This window comes from Photobacterium sp. CCB-ST2H9 (genome assembly GCF_023151555.2).
Lineage (GTDB): Bacteria > Pseudomonadota > Gammaproteobacteria > Enterobacterales > Vibrionaceae > Photobacterium.
This window is the reverse complement of sequence record NZ_CP100426.1, coordinates 73,445-90,305: the sequence shown is the minus strand read 5'-3', so window position 1 is coordinate 90,305 and position 16,861 is coordinate 73,445. Positions and strand designations below refer to the sequence as shown.

The 16,861-nt window shown below is 47.3% G+C and carries 15 protein-coding genes; 1 reads left to right on the top strand and 14 read right to left on the bottom strand.

Translation table 11 applies throughout. The features are described from left to right. Positions 1 to 5: 5 nt before the first annotated feature. The 6 genes from tssE to L4174_RS16955 all read right to left on the bottom strand — a co-directional run bounded on the left by tssE (position 6) and on the right by L4174_RS16955 (position 6,900). Complete coding sequence (gene tssE / locus L4174_RS16980) at positions 6 to 416, bottom strand: type VI secretion system baseplate subunit TssE (protein ID WP_248142729.1); 411 nt, start codon at positions 414 to 416, stop codon at positions 6 to 8. 68 nt (positions 417 to 484) lie between these two features. Next, positions 485 to 1,963: a type VI secretion system contractile sheath large subunit gene (gene tssC / locus L4174_RS16975; RefSeq protein ID WP_248142730.1), complete on the bottom strand. Its 1,479-nt coding sequence runs from the start codon at positions 1,961 to 1,963 to the stop codon at positions 485 to 487. An 11-nt stretch (positions 1,964 to 1,974) separates the two neighbouring features. Beyond that, positions 1,975 to 2,472, bottom strand: a complete 498-nt coding sequence (gene tssB, locus L4174_RS16970) for a type VI secretion system contractile sheath small subunit (RefSeq protein WP_248142731.1) — start codon at positions 2,470 to 2,472, stop codon at positions 1,975 to 1,977. A 27-nt stretch (positions 2,473 to 2,499) separates the two neighbouring features. Further along, positions 2,500 to 4,038, bottom strand: coding sequence for a type VI secretion system protein TssA (tssA, locus tag L4174_RS16965; protein WP_248142732.1), 1,539 nt, complete (start codon positions 4,036 to 4,038; stop codon positions 2,500 to 2,502). Then, the gene (locus tag L4174_RS16960) at positions 4,035 to 6,023 is read right to left on the bottom strand and encodes a protein kinase (RefSeq protein WP_248142733.1); all 1,989 of its coding nucleotides are present in this window, start codon (positions 6,021 to 6,023) and stop codon (positions 4,035 to 4,037) included. Before L4174_RS16960 ends, tssA begins: the two co-directional genes overlap by 4 nt. A 454-nt stretch (positions 6,024 to 6,477) precedes the next feature. Beyond that, positions 6,478 to 6,900 (bottom strand): organic hydroperoxide resistance protein, encoded by a 423-nt coding sequence (locus L4174_RS16955; RefSeq protein WP_248143344.1) that lies wholly within the window; start codon positions 6,898 to 6,900, stop codon positions 6,478 to 6,480. A 486-nt stretch (positions 6,901 to 7,386) separates the two neighbouring features. Here L4174_RS16955 and L4174_RS16950 point away from each other — a divergent pair, with 486 nt between their 5' ends. Continuing rightward, the gene (locus tag L4174_RS16950; RefSeq protein WP_248143346.1) at positions 7,387 to 7,833 is read left to right on the top strand and encodes a DUF3429 domain-containing protein; all 447 of its coding nucleotides are present in this window, start codon (positions 7,387 to 7,389) and stop codon (positions 7,831 to 7,833) included. An 80-nt stretch (positions 7,834 to 7,913) separates the two neighbouring features. On the opposite strand, the gene L4174_RS16945 is transcribed toward L4174_RS16950, so the two are convergent. From L4174_RS16945 to L4174_RS16910, 8 genes are all read right to left on the bottom strand, one after another. Beyond that, a complete protein-coding gene (locus tag L4174_RS16945) occupies positions 7,914 to 9,302 on the bottom strand; it encodes an FAD-binding oxidoreductase (RefSeq protein ID WP_248142734.1) in 1,389 nt (462 codons plus the stop codon). Between the two features lie 326 nt (positions 9,303 to 9,628). Continuing rightward, positions 9,629 to 10,540, bottom strand: a complete 912-nt coding sequence (locus tag L4174_RS16940) for a hypothetical protein (RefSeq protein ID WP_248142735.1) — start codon at positions 10,538 to 10,540, stop codon at positions 9,629 to 9,631. Then, entirely contained in the window at positions 10,537 to 12,987 is a 2,451-nt protein-coding gene (locus L4174_RS16935; protein ID WP_248142736.1) for a fimbria/pilus outer membrane usher protein, read from the bottom strand. The genes L4174_RS16940 and L4174_RS16935 overlap by 4 nt, the downstream gene beginning before the upstream one ends. Further along, positions 12,984 to 13,700, bottom strand: coding sequence for a fimbria/pilus periplasmic chaperone (locus L4174_RS16930; protein ID WP_248142737.1), 717 nt, complete (start codon positions 13,698 to 13,700; stop codon positions 12,984 to 12,986). The genes L4174_RS16935 and L4174_RS16930 overlap by 4 nt, the downstream gene beginning before the upstream one ends. Before the next feature lie 17 nt (positions 13,701 to 13,717). Then, on the bottom strand, positions 13,718 to 14,422 hold the full coding sequence (locus tag L4174_RS16925; RefSeq protein ID WP_248142738.1) for a hypothetical protein: 705 nt from the start codon (positions 14,420 to 14,422) through the stop codon (positions 13,718 to 13,720). Between the two features lie 61 nt (positions 14,423 to 14,483). After that, complete coding sequence (locus L4174_RS16920; protein WP_248142739.1) at positions 14,484 to 15,032, bottom strand: hypothetical protein; 549 nt, start codon at positions 15,030 to 15,032, stop codon at positions 14,484 to 14,486. A 100-nt stretch (positions 15,033 to 15,132) separates the two neighbouring features. Beyond that, positions 15,133 to 15,606, bottom strand: a complete 474-nt coding sequence (locus L4174_RS16915; protein ID WP_248142740.1) for a hypothetical protein — start codon at positions 15,604 to 15,606, stop codon at positions 15,133 to 15,135. Positions 15,607 to 15,878: 272 nt separating this feature from the next. After that, on the bottom strand, positions 15,879 to 16,532 hold the full coding sequence (locus tag L4174_RS16910) for a LuxR C-terminal-related transcriptional regulator (protein ID WP_248142741.1): 654 nt from the start codon (positions 16,530 to 16,532) through the stop codon (positions 15,879 to 15,881). Between the last annotated feature and the right edge of the window lie 329 nt (positions 16,533 to 16,861).

Below are 16,861 nucleotides of genomic sequence, written 5' to 3'. Positions count from 1 at the left end.
CGTCTCTAAACAGAAAACTTACCGTCGACACCCACGGATAAGTCGATATTCATCATGGTTTTCTTATCGTTATGCAGCACTTCACCGCTGACAGCAAAATTCAGCTGCAGTGGGTTGTCCACATGGGGGATATACCGGACAACAACGGCGGATAAACGGGGTTCATATTTCTCAATCGTGCTTTTCACACTGTTTCTGATTTCTCTGACAATATTCGATTTGTCCGCCAGGACATCGTTAAAGTCCGGCAGCCCGTAATCGTTGGCAATCATGGCATTACCCGTGTGGGTATTGAGCAAATCTGCAAGGTGATTGTGAATTGATTCAATCAGGTGTTGCGTCGAGCCCACAGCATCGTAACTGTTTTTGGGTTCCCCCAGCTCGATCCGTTCCAGTAACCGGTAACCTTTATCCATAAATCATATCGAGCGGCCTGCTGGCGGATAAGCGAGATGCTTACCTGACAGCGACCGCTCGCCTTCAATTAGTTCTGATCCAGTTTGCCGACCAGAGACAGCTCAAAGCTTGCGCCCATGTATTTGAAGTGCGGACGAACCGCCAGAGAAACACGGTACCAGCCCGGATCGCCTTCAACATCGGAAACTTCAACTCTTGCAGCACGCAGCGGACGGCGGCCACGAACTTCTGCTGGTGGATTTTCCTGATCAGACACGTACTGACGGATCCACTTGTTCAGTTCAATTTCCAGGTCGGTACGCTCTTTCCACGAACCAATCTGCTCGCGCTGCAGCACTTTCAGGTAGTGCGCCAGGCGGTTGATGATGAACATGTACGGCAGCTGAGTGCCCAGCTTGTAGTTGGTTTCTGCATCTTTGCCTTCCGGAGAATTTCCGAAGAACTTCGGCTTCTGAACCGAGTTAGCAGAGAAGAATGCCGCGTTGTCAGAACCTTTACGCATGGTCAGGGCAATAAAGCCTTCTTCCGCCAGTTCAAATTCACGACGGTCAGAAACCAGCACTTCAGTTGGGATCTTGGTTTCAATGCGGCCCATGGACTCAAAGTTATGAACCGGCAGATCGTTCACCGTACCACCGCTCTGAGGACCGATGATGTTCGGACACCAGCGGAATTTCGCGAATGAGTCGGAAATACGTGAAGCCAGTGCGTACGCCGAGTTACCCCACAGATAATGATCGTGGCTTGCAGACACATTCTCGTTGTAATCAAATGCTTTGATTGGGTTATCTGCAACCGAGTACGGAGAACGCAGCATGAATCCCGTGGTACACAGACCCAGGTAACGGGAATCTTCGTGTTCACGCAGACCACGCCACTTGGTGTACTGCGGGCCTTCGAAGACCGACTTCAGATCTTTCAGATTTGGCAGCTCTTCATAGCTGTCAACACCAAAGAACTGAGGACCCGCCGACGTGATGAACGGCGCATGAGACATCGCACCCACGTTTGCCATGTATTCCATCAGCTTGATGTCCGGTGATGCAGCCGTCATCTTGAAATCACAGATCACAGCACCAACCGGTTTACCACCGAACTGACCGTATTCACGGGTATAAATTTGCTTATACAGACCCGATTTCACCACTTCCGGTGCATCATCAAAGTCATCAAGCACTTCATTTTTCTTCGCAGAAATCACTTCGATCTGGATGTTTTCACGGAAATCCGTCTGATCAACCAGATACTTCAGGCCACGCCATGAAGATTCAATCGCCTGCAATTCTTCTGCGTGCAGAATTTCATCAACCTGTGCAGACAGTTTCTGATCGATTTCAGCAATCATCAGATCAACCAGCGACTGGTCAACTTTGTCAGAGATGTTTTTGCTCAGCAGTTCAGAAATGAACGCTTCCACACCACGTTTCGCCACATCAAAACCATCTTCAGATGGCTTCAGACGGGTTTCGTTTAAAATACTGTCTAACAGAGAACCGGATTCAACCAGTTGTGCATCCTGTTCCGGTGTCATTGCTTCAGTTGTCATTCGGCACCTGCTTATTCTTCGTTATTCGTATTGATGCTCAGTTCGCTGAGCAGTTTATTGCGTGAATCTTCATCCTGCAGCACCTGCGCAATGCGCTTACGGAAAGCAGGTACGTTCCCCAGCGGACCTTTCAGTGCCACCAGTGCTTCACGAAGTTCCAGCAGACTGCCCAGTTCCGGGACCTGACGGGCAATCGCTTCCGGAGAGAAGTCCTTCATATTTTTGAAGGTCAGATCAACACCCAGTTGTGCGCCTTCTTCATCGCTCAGACGGTTGGCTACATTCACTTTGACGTTCGGTGCATGCGCACTCAGCACATCGTTGAAGTTGTCTTTGTCGATATTGATCGGATCACGATCTTCAATCGGTGTTTCATTGTCGCGGCCGGTGAAATCACCCACGACCATCATACTCAGGGGCAGCTCTACCTCTTCCTGGGCATCGCCGGTAGCGGGTACGTATCGGATATTAATTCGCTCTTTCGGAGCGACTGAACCATCTTTAGACATAACTTGTCCTTACTTAGCAGCTATATGTTAATGAACGGCTTTCAGCCATTCTCTGTACTTGCCGGGAAAGGCTTCTTCCCGTGAATAAATTTGAGTCAGTGTTGAAGACAGTAACTGCTCCAGTTCTGCATCCAGATGCGGTTCCCAGTAACTCAAATGAACCCGTTCTCTTTCTGGCCAGATGACTTCCAGATGTGGCAGCGCCAGACTGTGAAGACCATTGTTGTGCAGTAATTTGGCCAGTTGCAGATGTAAGAGAAATCTGGCGCGCCCGGACTGAGCGGCATCCAGTTGAGAAGAGGCTGAAACCAGTAACTGACCCAGCTCAGCACCTTCCAGATTGTCGCCGTCCAGATCGCCCAGTAATTCAGACAACCCTTCACTGACCGCACTGCCGGAACCCGCAGGTGCCGCAGCCAGCCATTGTTTCGTTGCCTCGTCGGCAAACGGGGTTGCGTCATCAAATGACAGGGTTTCCACGCCTTCCAGGCGGGAGATAAAACGACGTGTCTCTTCACGGACAGCCTCGGCTGCCTGAACAAACGCCATCTGCTTCAGCATCACCGAAATCAGACGGTGTCCGGTCAGCCAGAACGGCGTATTGCGAAGACTTTTCTCCAGGCGGCGATAATGTTCATCCACAGCTTTGGCTGACAGCGCCGCCTCATAATCACTGATGGTGTCCTGACTCACCGGCAGACGCAGCGGTGTTTTTCCGTCACCGTCATGTGGCGGCAACTCATCCACGGCCATCCAGGTCAGATACCGGCCAACCTGATAAGCCAGCGGCATTGCCGGGTCCTGGTGCAGCAGATGCTCAGCCATCTGCTCCAGCGATTTTTTATCAGTGTCACCACTCAGCGAGACACTCGGTGCCGCTGTCGGTCTGGATACCGGTCTGGCCGTTTTTGGAGGCGGCGCAACAGGTTCCGGCGCCGCTTCAGCTTGCTTCACAGGCTCTGCCGGTTTTTCTGTCGCAGCAGGCGCAGACTGTACCGCCGGTTGCTCTGCCGGTTTTGCCGGAGCGCCCATACTGCGGCTTTGGGTTGCCAAAGCATCCCGGGCACTCACCATTGAGACATCCGACCCTTCGAATACCTCGCCCATCGAGAAGCCGATGTCCTGACACAGCGCCGAACTCGTATCCAGATCCTCGTAAGACGAGTTCTTCAGTTTTGGCGCGACCAGCTCGATTTGCTTGTCCAGCCATTCAATGGCGCTATCCCGGGCTCTGGCCCGAGACGGATAAAGAGCAGACCCGAATTGTTCCAGAGCGGATTTCAGCAAGACCAGACCGGCTTTCAGGCCAGCACTGCCATAATGCTCCGCCCAGGCACGGGCGATATACGCCATGGCTTTCAGATCTTTACTGTGCTGCAGCAGAACAATCTCGGCCTGCTTCTCCACTTCCATCCAGTCAACTGTTTCACCAAACAATGAGCCGAACTTCTTCACTTCAGCTTCCATCAGCTCATAGCAGAGCTCATAGCGGGCATCCTCACCCACAGGCTGGTCCGCGCTGATTGGAGACAACAGTGCATCCAGCCGAGTATTTAAATCACTCATGCTTCCCACTCCCAATCCGGTAAAACAATCGACGTTACATTTTTGGCATTGATACTCAGCGCACCGGCTTTGAATCTGGATTCACTCCCCTGCGCAATTTCTTCTTTCAGCTGTGCTTTCACCTGCTCCAGTCGTTCCGGCGCAAACGTCTTCACGTCCTGATACGCCTGCTGAATAATGCTTTTATCCACGACTAAATCTGAGTGGAGCGACTGCTGGAGAATGTATTCCCCGCGGCGCGCATACAGTAAGGCACCCATCCGGCGGATATCCTTACTTTCCGGGAATACTTCCTGCGCACTTTCGATCAGGCTGGAGGCATCTTTGAACTTGCTTTCATCCATCAGGACAGAAACGCGCGACAGTACCTTCACGACCGTCTCATAACGGACTTCGTGCGAATAGTAGTAAGCCTGAGCCGTGGCCTTCTGCCAGGCAGATTCAAACGCTTTCCGGGCAAACACCGCATCGCCGACCTCCAGCAAATTCAGGGCTTCCTCAGGCGTGACTGCATTTTCACTGTATAAACTTTCGTTTTGCAGGAGCGCATTGATCCTTGCCTGAGCACTGGAGAGCTGTTTTTCAATGTGCACACTGTCGCCCGGCTGTCCGCCCTGCATCAGACGCCGAATGGTGATCAGTTCATTTTTGACCGCATTCAGTTCTTCACGGCGTGTCGTCTCAGCCTGACGCTCATCCTCAAACACCGGACTCAGGTGCTGATACAGCTGCTTTTCACGTTCCGACTTTTTCCGGTCATAGGCTTCAACCACAGAGACCGCCGTTTTCGAAAGCTCTGGTGTCTCAGATGTAAACTCATTCAGAAACTGGTAGGTAAACCAGGACGTATCATCCGGCTGGAAGATCTGACCGTCGTAGGTGAAACTGGCTGGCTGAACCGGCGTTCCTGAATTCATATCGAACGCAAAAGAAAAAACATTGCGAAGCACCAGGAAAGCAACCAAAACCAAAGTGGCGCCAATCAGGGTAATTTCCAGCGACTTCCAGCCCTCAATGGCACTGAATGCATGGACCTTTTTCTTACTCAGAACCAGATCGGCATTTCGCATGTTGTTGAAAATCGGTGCATTCGACAGCGGTGTATCTGTATCAATCTGACCCAGCACCTGCGCAAACTGAATCGGCGAATAGCCGTGATAACGGGGTTTGGTGATCACGGTTTTAATAGCTTTCCATGCATGCGGCGGAATCACCACCGGCCGCTTCTGGCCCTGAATAACCATGCCGATATCTGCACTGGCAGTTACCCCGAGGAACAGGCAATAGGCCATCACAGCCAGTGAATAAACATCATCTTCAGGTTGTCCGACTCCGGTACGTACATAATCAGGCGAGGCGTAGTTCAGACTGGCCTCGACATATTCGTTACTTTCACCGACATATTGCGCAGCACCAAAATCAACCAGACGAACAGCATCGTCTGCGCCAATCAGCACATTCGAAGGCTTGATATCCAGATGACACACACCTTGGGTGTGGGCATAATCCAGCGCACCGGCCAGCTGATAAATCAGCCAGGCAATGTGATCTGCACGAAAGCCACCGTTATTGTGACGGCTGACTTTCTGGGCCAGATTCTCGCCACTGACCCACTCCATGAAAAAATAAGGGGTGGTAAATTCGTGGCCAACCTTAATGAATTTCACAACATTCGGGTGCTGACAGACCTCAAGCTTTGTTGCTTCACTCAGTAATGCATTCTCTGCTGCTTCGTTTCCACGCTCGATGACGGACTTACAGCAAATGACTTTATTGGGATCATCTTTATCGGCCAGCTTGTACACAACCGTGCCGCGACCGGGCTTGGTCATTGTTTCGAGAATATCGAACCTGGCCCGCAGGCTTTCCTCAAGAGAAGGTTTGCTTGCAAGCTCCAATTCCTTTTGACGTTTCTTTTTTTTAATCAGCGCACGATGAATCACACTATCAATCGCAGACACTTTTTGATTATCAGACTCAGACAAAGGGAAATACCAGCCATAAAATGATTCGATGCGCTGAGTTTAGAATTCTCTTATAAAGCATTTCAATAGCCTATTTCAATTCCGACTTTTTGAGGGTAAATAAAGTCATTTTGACTATAAGAAAGCTCATAACGAAACACACCCTCAAGCCACGCCAGCAAAGGGCTGAACGAAAACCCACAACTTTATTTGACCTTCCTCACAAATATTAATGGCGAGGCTAAGTCGTTTTTATATCAGCAGTTTTTTAATATCAAAAAAACTGGCATTTAATATTTCCTCCGCATCGTCGCCTTATGTCTGAATGGCTCAAACTTAACAAAGTTAATTATAATTTACTTGCAGATATTTAAATAAAAAACATCTCTGACTCCGCCACCAGCCAAAATTAAAAACAAAACATTGAAAACAAAAAACGGGCTCAATTGAGCCCGTTAAAATTATGAAATGTTCGTTATACGATCACGAGTTCAACACGAACATTGCCACGTGTCGCATTTGAGTAAGGGCAAACTTCATGCGCTTTTTCTGCCAACGCCCTGGCTTCATCCTTCTCCAGATCCGGCAGCGAAATATGTAACTCGACATCAATTGCAAAGCCAACGCCTTTCGGATTTTCACCAATCCCCACCTGCGCTGTCACGCTGGGCTCATTCGGTAATTTGATGCCATCCTGTGCCGCTACAAATTTCATTGCTCCGATGAAACAGGCAGAATAACCCGCCGCAAAGAGCTGTTCCGGATTCGTGCCGCTGCCGCCGGCTCCGCCCAGCTCTTTCGGTGTGCTCAACTGCACTTTCAGTTTGCCGTCTTCAGTCTCCGAAGCACCGTCACGCCCGCCAGTAGATGTTGCTTTTGTGGAATACAGAACTTTCATCATATTTCTCCAGTCAGTAAATACTTGCTCTGGCAAGCTGCAATACCGGTTCGGATATGCCTGCCGTGTGTTACATACGCTTTTGCTCAGTGATTCTCGTTCTCTGCTGGTCTAACTGTAGCTGAGTCTTCATAGATTGGCGGAAGCTTCTGTCACGAAATCGGGCCAAGCTAGTCTGGCTTAATTTTCATAAAAACGATGCCCGGAAGAGAAGCATCAGCGCATCCTGCATCACGCGACTTTCGTCCGAACCAACAGCACAACCAGCCGTTGAAACCCATCACTATACGTTTCAAAGGCCCCGCCAATGCATGAATAAACTGAATAGTCAGTATTCGGAAAATAAATACTTTCGGGTTTCCGGCTGGATCTGTTTCTTATGATGCCGAAACGGTCGCAACTGCGCATGAAACACTGACTGAAGCTATATTTATGAAGGAAAAATCATCCCGGATCAGCCGGTGATTCATCACCTGAGGACATATGATGCAAACACCTGACTCTCTGATGAAACAGCTTGGCTATCTCGGCCTGCTGCCTTTTCTGATCACCCTGATGCTGGCTATGACGGATATCAGGCTGTTCAACTTGTCCGGCCAACAGATGTTCATCGCCTACAGTGCCGTGATTCTGAGTTTTCTGTCCGGAATTTTATGGGGCAACGCCATTGATCATATGGCTCACAAACTCAGCCGGAATGCCCTGATTCTGAGCAATCTGTTTGTTCTGCTGGCCTGGGGCGCAATTTTGCAGGGCAATAAGCATAGCGTGACAGCAGCCGGACTCCTGGCACTGGGTTATCTGGCTGTCTGGTTTGCAGAAAAACTGATTCGGCAGACGGAAGGGGAAGAGAAACCCAAAGCATATCAGCCGATGCGAAGCCGACTGACTGCAGGCGTTATCCTGCTGCATGCGGTGTTGATGCTGACATAACAATGGCCGCAACACCTTGCTCAGTCAAAACAACCACTGAAAGCCCGCCAGATTTGGCGGGCTTTCACGTTAAAGACGCTTCAGCCGTCCGGATTAATATTCTGATTCATTCTGAAAAGGTTGTTGGGATCATATTTTTTCTTGAGCTCGACCAATCGTGCGTAGGTTTCACCATAAGCAAATTCAACGCGATCGCTCTCATCCTGCGTCAGGAAATTGATATAGGCACCGCCACTGGCGAAAGGTTTTGATTTCGAGAAAAACTCTCGCGCCCAGGAAATACAGGCTTCATCTTCTTCAGGTGTTTCCCAACGGCCATGAACATTCATCACATACCGTGCATCACGACTTGAATAGGCCATTGCATCCGCTGCCACCTGAGTTGTCTGCCCACCGATCGTACCGATAAATATCTCGCAATGGGGTGACGGCAGCTTTCCGGCGTATTCAATCAGAACATCTAAGGCGCCTTCAGATAAGTGGGTAAAGTTATGTGATTTCCAGTAGTTCCGGGCGCCCGGGGTTAACAGAGGATCAAAGGCCTGCTGCCAGGCACTATAAGGCTGCACACCGACATGCTCACCGTATGCCCTTCCGAAACTGCGTAAAGGCGCAATCAGTTTTTCACCTTCAGCCGGGTCACCGAAATAACACAAAGCCAGCGCGACGATTTCTTTACCGTGAACTGCTTCAGGCAGGAATGGCAGTGGTGGCGCCTTACGGGTGACCATCCAGACATTCAGTGCCTCCGGCATAGACTCCGTAAACTCAGCGAACTGAGTCAGCACTGACTTCGCCTGATCAAACGGAAAGACAATCAACCCGCTCAGCACATCAGGGCCGACCGGATGAAGCTGAAACTCAAAGCTAGTGACCACACCAAAATTACCGCCGCCGCCCCGCACACCCCAGAACAGATCGGCATTTTCAGTTTCACTGGCTTTCAGCTGGGTACCGTTCGCGGTAACAACATGGACAGAAAGTAAGTTGTCAATCGTCATGCCGTAAAGCCGACTCAGCCATCCAAAACCACCGCCCAACGTCAGACCGGCAATCCCGGTAGTCGAGTTGATTCCAAGCGGTGTCGCAAGAGCATGTTTTTGCACCGCAGCATCCACATCGCCAAGGGTGCAACCAGGTTCCACAACCGCCCTTTGGGTATTCGGATTCACATGCACAGCATTCATCAGGGACATGTCAATCATTAAGCCGCCGTCACAGACAGCGTTCCCGGCAATGTTGTGTCCTCCCCCACGGACAGACAGCAGGAGATCATGCTCACGCGCAAAATTGACCGCCTGCACAACACATTCCGCAGAAATACAGCGTGCAATGATGGCTGGTTTCCGATCAATCATTGCATTCCAGATCTGACGAACCTCATCGTAATCATCATCTGAGGGAAGAACAATTTTTCCCTGAAAGTGCTTTTTAAAGCTCTCAATGGATACGGCCTCTAGCTGGCTCATACCTGCCTCCAATTGTGTTTTTACCCGCGCTGCATCCACCGTGACGCTGTTCGGAATTGATCAGCTAAAGCAATCTGAAGTCATTATCTTCATCAGACGCAGACTTCACATAGGTCGCCCGAACGACGATTCAACACTTGATTCTGGTGCCGCAGACACACCTACGGGAGCCAGACCCGGCCCCTGTTCCTCAACCTTTTTATGAGTAAAACGCAAACGCCGGGCTGGTGCTGTCCCTTATTGAGACTGGAGGCAAGTTACTGAGGTTGACCGGCCCCGACAGGGCCGAATCCTTTACGATTGTCTTAAACAGACGGCAAGCGGGCCTAATGAACAAGCGATGGTGTCACGGTAATCGTGATGACATCTTCATATTGTCCGGCAGGTTTTGATCTGACATTTCCGATCCGGAACATCATCGAGTACCGGTCTCCGACCGCGCTGGCCGGTTGCCTGAAACTCACGCTGTGTCCGCCGGCTGCCAAGGGTACGGACCGGTTGTTCACAAAAAAGTCGTAGTCCACATCCCACTTGGTATCCCCGGAACGGTGGCGAAGATGACCATAATTCTCAGACTGAAAATCAATGGAATAATCCGCCGTACTTTGAACCAGAAGCTGAGGGGCGATCTGAAGGGTTTTTCCCGTTTCCAGTTCACCAAAATCAACGGTGTACTGATGCCGGTCATTGGTTCCCCATAAGCTGATTTTTGCTGTTTTATTGACCCTGACTTGGAAGTCATGTTCCGTCTCGTCAAAAATATTGGTTCTGTTTAATGGGTGTTCAACGGCCGTGTAGTCAAACAGGTTCTGGTACTGGCCATGGGAAACATACTGACCCGAAGCAAACCTGAGCTGATAGGAAAGTGTTCTTTTTTCTTTGGGCTTGAGGTTTCGGACCACAATGGCTAAACCATTTTCGTAAATCGAAGCCGCATTTTTTGCCGCCAGAATCTGATATTCCAGCCGTTGTCCGCGCTGAGAGCCCGAAAAATAATTCTGCTTGGGCTGAATCAGCACCACGGTATCGCAGGTTAAATCACTACTATTATTTTTAATATCAATAAGATGATTCTGTATCAGTGAAAAACTACCGGCTTCAAAAATGTCATAAATCACATTCTTACCGGTGTTCTCCAGCCGAATGTTCTGCAGAGAAAGATTACAGTTCGGTGCAGCCCATGGACTGCCGGAAAATACTGCAAGGGCACACAACATCAAAAACGGTTTTAATTTCATCTTTTGACCCTTATATCACCCAATCGAATGATGTTGCCTGCATCATCAGGGATTGAAAGGTTAAATTCCTGCGGAGGTTTACTGTAGACACTGACCTTATAGCGGCCTGGTTTCAGTCCTGAAATGGCGAAGCGTCCTTTACTGTTCGTGAAAAAGTCTACCGCAGAAAAATCAGCATCATTCTGGTGGACTGCTTTACCTTCGGTTAACGGCACAGCTTTCCCTTCTGCATCATACAAATAACCCAGTGCTGTGATATTTGCATCAGAACCGATGGTTAAACTATAGCTGCTGCCATGCTCCGGATTAATGTTGAATCCGCCTTCACCAAGGTCATAACCCACGGGTAAGTCCTCAACGTCATAGTCGATCCGCTGAGGACGGTAGGAAACGATATCCGGTAAAAGCATCGGGCCCATGAAATCAGAGTGTACCGCATAACTGCCATCCACTTCCGGATTGACCATGACCGGACTTTCCCCCAGTGAATCATGGACCGAGATAATGGCGAAGGCATCACTGATCGGACGGCCGACCGCAACATGACTGCCGGTGAATGCAACCGCACCTTGCAGGCCCAGACGGTTGACGGTTGAATACTCACCGTCAATATCAACCAGACTGTCGTGATCAAGAGTCAGCAGATAGCGATTCCCCGTATAGTTCGCCGATAGGCTGCCGACAAAATCTTCATCCTGGTTATTTTCAGCCAATGCAAAAACACCAACACCACCCACCGTACCGGTGTTCTGATTATAGCTATACCTGAGCTGAGAACGCTGATCGACCGAGTCATAACTCGCGCTCATCTGATGGTTGGGATTCAGCCATGAGCCAATCGGTATCGAGGTTGAGACAAAAAATCGCCACTCATCCGTATCCGGATCTTCATCATCTTCATAGGTGACGCGAATATTCCAGCTTGCCGGTGTATCAAACCAGACACCAGCCATCGACGGCGTCAGGGCATAGTCAAAATTATTCCCGTACAAATATCGTGCATTTGCAGACATGCCGACAGACAACCGGTCTGATAACAGATAGTTATAGAACACATCAAAACGATGCTCGACACCGTTCGGGTTTTCTACAAAATTATCAATGCTGCTGTCACTGATGGTCGTAAATTTCGATGTAAAATATTCATACTGTGCATTCAGCGTATGATCATCGGAATCAAAAAAAGCATCATATTTCAAACGTAAGGCAAATCCGGTGTCCAGCACCTGATGCTGGCTGACTGCCCCTTCCACGCCAAACAACCCCAGGTCTGTCCCAAACCCCGTTGTCGCACCGAGCTGGAGAATGTTCTTTCTTGCCTGAAAATTTAATCCTGCCGTCCAGGATTCTGTAATCCCGTAATCTCCCCCGACAGAAAAGATATAATCATCGGTTTCATATTCTAATTGGTTGTCTGAAAGCTCGCTGTCGATCCCTAATGAGGCCGAATATTCATATTCCCCTGCAGCCAATAAGCTGATCCCGGTCGCGATACTAAAATTGATGACTTCTTGCCGTCCGGAAGGATCGGTGATCACCAATTGAATATTGTTGACCCCCGTCGTCAAAGGTAAGTCCCGGATATCGTAAGCGCCAGGAGCCAGACGAATACTGCGCATTAAGATACCGTCAATATACACATCGACAGATGACGTACGCTCCAGGACAAACTGCTGATTGGCTATCGGGCGGACGTTTTTCGTTGGAATCACCCCAAAGTCACGGCTGATATTCAGCCCCAGAATGCTCTCGCCACTTTGAAATCCGAAAGCCCTGAATGACAAATCCCCCAGGGTAATCCGCGTTCCTTCATCAGGAAAGTCATAAGTGAGCTGGGATAATAAACGATAAAAATCCGTTTCACCGTCATCAAAGTCCAATGAGAAATCATTAAACAGATTAAATTTCTGATAACGCAGACCTGTTTCTATCACATTGCTGGAAAACCAGTTATCTCCATTGGTTCCACCGGTCAGATAACTGCCAGACAAGAAATAATTCACAAAGCCACTGATATCATCTGCCTGCGCAGCATTCCCAACCGCTTCATCATTCTGAAACAGATAAAGCCCGCTGTCTTTCAGTAACTCTTTCGGGATTGAAATTGTCGTTTCTAAAGTGGTTGAGCTGAGATCAACGTTAATCTGATGCGTTGCAAGCTCTGCACTGTTCACATACCCGTCTTTGACTGAAGTTTGAACTTTTGAAAATGCCTCTTCATTCAGCTTTTGCTTCAAAAAGGGTTCAAGCGTGTCGTACTTGATAAACAGCTCCTTTTTGGGGGTGACCTTTACCATGACTTCCCCTACGGATTGGCCGTAAAAGTTCAGCAGGCTGGTAAAAGTGATGACTCTGGGGGTGACCAGATCCGTAGCTGCACAGACATCGGACACCCTGAAAAACAGTGTCATGATCGCGATGAAGCATGCACAGAGTCTCAACCTCATGGCAACCTCTTCTCAAGTGTGACCTGCTCAAACTGCCGGCCAGAAAAGAGAATATTCGGCAAGTGAATTTCAGTTGCCTGCTTCGCCGGAATAAAAACATCGTAATCACTGCCGGCAATCTGTTCGCCGGTCAACACATAAGGTTTTGAGCTTTGATTCTTTTTGAACCGGAGGTTGTAATTACTTAATTTGGTATATTTGGTGCCGAGGTTATCAACCGTAAAATTGACAAGATTATCAGATTTGCTGACGTGAATTGGCTGGGTTGAAATATTTGCAACATGTCTGGTGCTGGATACATGCACAATCACATTGTAATTAATCAGAATCGAAATATTGTTTTGCTGTGCTCCAGTTTTCTGGCTGAGCGCTGACAGTTGCACGCTGTAGCTGCGAGATTGTTTCAGTGACTGGCCGCCAGCCCAAACCACCATAAATGACTGAATCTGACCGGGTTCAAGTTTGAAGGCTGGTGGCGTAACGATAATTTCATCACCATTGACTGGAGCGGCCACAAAGCCGCTCTTGTCAAAATTTAACGCCATCACTTGTGCATCAACCAGCTGGGTATTGGCAGAATTATTCCTGACCGTGACCTTGCTGCTTCGCATCGGAGAATCGGACTGGATTTCATGGACCAGCGGGCCAACTTCCAACGCATGGCATACACCGGCGACGCTACCGAACAAAAGCGCGATGAAAATCCATTTCATTCCCATTCCCCTGCAAGCTAATTCGTGTTTTTCACTTCAAGCGATAATTGCTTACTAATGACTATGTCTTTGTTTAACTTAAATGTAGTCTTGGTTGAGCTCAGTGGTGGAAAAAAAGTTGCATCGATGTGATTCGCAATTTCCTTGCCCGGAATTGTCACAGGTCCCTTATCCGTCTGAATCACCCAATCCGCTTTGGTTGCCCAGCCATGTTTATTACCGGCATTCTCAATCAGGACTTCCCACTTCCCATTGCCTAACGATTTGGCACTGGCAAGTTGCAGGTCAGAAATCGCCTTATTCGGAGCAACAGTGACCACAGCATCATAACTGACAGCCATAGAAACCAGACTTCCGTCCGTTTGTTCAGTTTGACTGTTTTCCGTCATCACCTGATTAAACTGAATGACATAAGCTTTAGAACGCGATAAATCCGGCTCGCCAAGATATCTCACCATCACCGCCTGGCTGCTGCCTGGTTGAATCATTGCTGTGTCTGGCAGAATCAGAATATCTTCGTCTGCAGGGACTGCATGATAGGCGCCGTCCTTCCACTCTAACTGCAGCGGGACCACTTCGACCTGTAATGGTGTTTCAAACTGATTCGAAACAACAAATTTCTGCTGTGCTTTGCTGCCTGATGCGCCAATTTCCACAGTGACCGGCATAATACCGAAGGCAAAGCATTTAAAAGAGAGCAACAACAAAACGAGCCAACGCATACATCCTCCTTTTGAAAAAAGTGGGAGCAATGCTCCCACTGATTTTCAAGCCATGACGGTATTAGTAGTATTTCACTGGCGTTACTTTGAAGTAAGCCGTATCAAATTTATAACCAGGTTTTACTTTCTTGAAGTCATATGGTTTGCTTTGAATCACGATATTCAGGTAATCGCCCATGAAGTTGTTCGCAAACATCTGATAACCTTTGTGACCATCAGCGTTTGTATCAAATTGGTAGCCACCAGATTTGATAACGTAATCGACATCTTCATCACCGTAGTGATCATGGAGACCTTTCAGACCGTCGTTCATTGTTCTGACCTGAACATCTGCTTTACGTGTGTTACAGTAAATGCGCAGTTTTTTAGGCTGAGATGTCGTTGAGTGCCATGCATTCAATTTACCCAGGTTGACATAGTCATGGCCTTCGAATGAACAGAAGCATTTTTCTTCAACCTCTGCGATAATTTTCAAATCACACACATCACCATTACAGCTTCTTCCATCCTGTGGTCCACGAGGACCGTGTGAACTTTCACCAGCACTCACAGACATAGACAGAGAAGAAAGAACGATTACAGCTGCTGCAGATAACATGAACTTTTTCATAACATACTCCATAACTGCTAATTACATACATTAAGGATATTTTATTGTTTTTTACTGCTTTGAAATTATGAATACTCAATGGATACAGCACATTCAGCATTCATAAAAAACTTTTTGGATATAAATTTATTTTCAGTGTTTCCTGATAATGCCCAGACATTTCAAGCTTATCAATCAAACTGACCTTTATCTCTCCTCTGCTTTCGAAAGGAATTTTTTCCACATTCACAATCTTTGAGTTGATAACACTTTTCTCGCTATCACCGTAAATGCTTACTCCGGCCTTTGGAATATCCAAAGCGTAGTGATATCGAACCAAGTAACTCCCGTTTTTCAACCCACCATTCTGTGATGAAACTGAAATATCAAATGGTGAGTTACAGTAAAACTTAAAAGCTACAATTTTTGTTTCACTCTTAGACAAATCAATCAGGTCTGACATGTTATAAATACTGCATTTCTGACTGATTTTACCCTTCAAGTTCAATTTTACCGCTTCACCGGACATCGCTGTTGAAGATATTAAGCAAAGCAACAAAACCAACTTATTTTTATGAATTTTGATGTTTGCCATCTTCCCCACACCATCTCCCGTTCGCTTATTTTTATTTTAGATCGTTGTTCCCGAAACAAAGTATGAGAAAAGTATGATTTAAACCTGAACAAATAACGACCAAACCTAACAAACTGATTCATAAACGATTCACATCAAATATAAAGTTCGAAGTGATTTACACGTTAAAAATAAACTTTAAAATCAATAAATTAAAAATCAATCATTTGATACAAACAGAATTACAGACATAAAAAAAGGGAGACAAGCTCCCTTATTAAAAAACAAAAAAACTAATACTCAAACAATAATTGCTCTCGTGCCCAATCCCGGGCTTGCCTTCTATTTTTCACATCAATTTTCTTGAATGCATTATACAAATGTGTTTTCACTGTACTTTCACTCACAAATAAAGATTCTGCAATTTTTGCATTACTTTCTCCCTGAATGATTAACTTCAAAATATCTTCTTCTCTCTTCGTTAAACTCAGCGCTTTCCTTTCTCGTTTCTGTGCCTCAAAGTTTCCCTGGTTACGATAAGAGGCAATGAGGTCTGCCATGACCTTCCGCGTAAACCAAAATTCACCGGAAGCAACTGTACTTAATCCTTCCAACCAATGATGATAGCTGACATCCTGAGTCAGTACGCCGCAGCACTGAGGCCATTTTAAGACGTAGCGAAAATCATAATGGTCGCCCACATTAAACAAAACAATTTTATCTGGCCGTAGCCAGTGACTTTGAATCAGATGATAAATTGTCATTATTTCAGATGCTTGCGTATCAACAATCAGGATGACCTTCCCTTGATTTACAAGAGGTTCCAATTGCTGAACATCGCTGATTTGTAACAGCTCAAATCCACCACTTTTTCTCAATACATTACAGAGTGCATCGCAATGAATGCTTTTATCTGAAAACATCACTAACTGAGGATGACGACTCATGACTGCTTTCCTATATCACTCAATCCCTGTAATTATCTACCTGACAAATAAATACAGATATCTCAATTGTGAGAATATAAGACAACAGTAAGCAATTCATTGAATGGAAATAAAATTTAAAAATTAGGTGTGATTTTTTGTTGAATCGACAGTTTGCATTTGAAACAGAGAACACAAAAATGTTCACTCAAAATATCAATACTTTAGCGTTCGCTGTTATACACATCCCGCCTCTGACATTTTCATTCGCGATCATTGAATCAACAGCCGATCCGGTCAAGGTAAGCGCTCGACTCTCAACAGCTTATGCCCAAACCAGATAAGCGAAC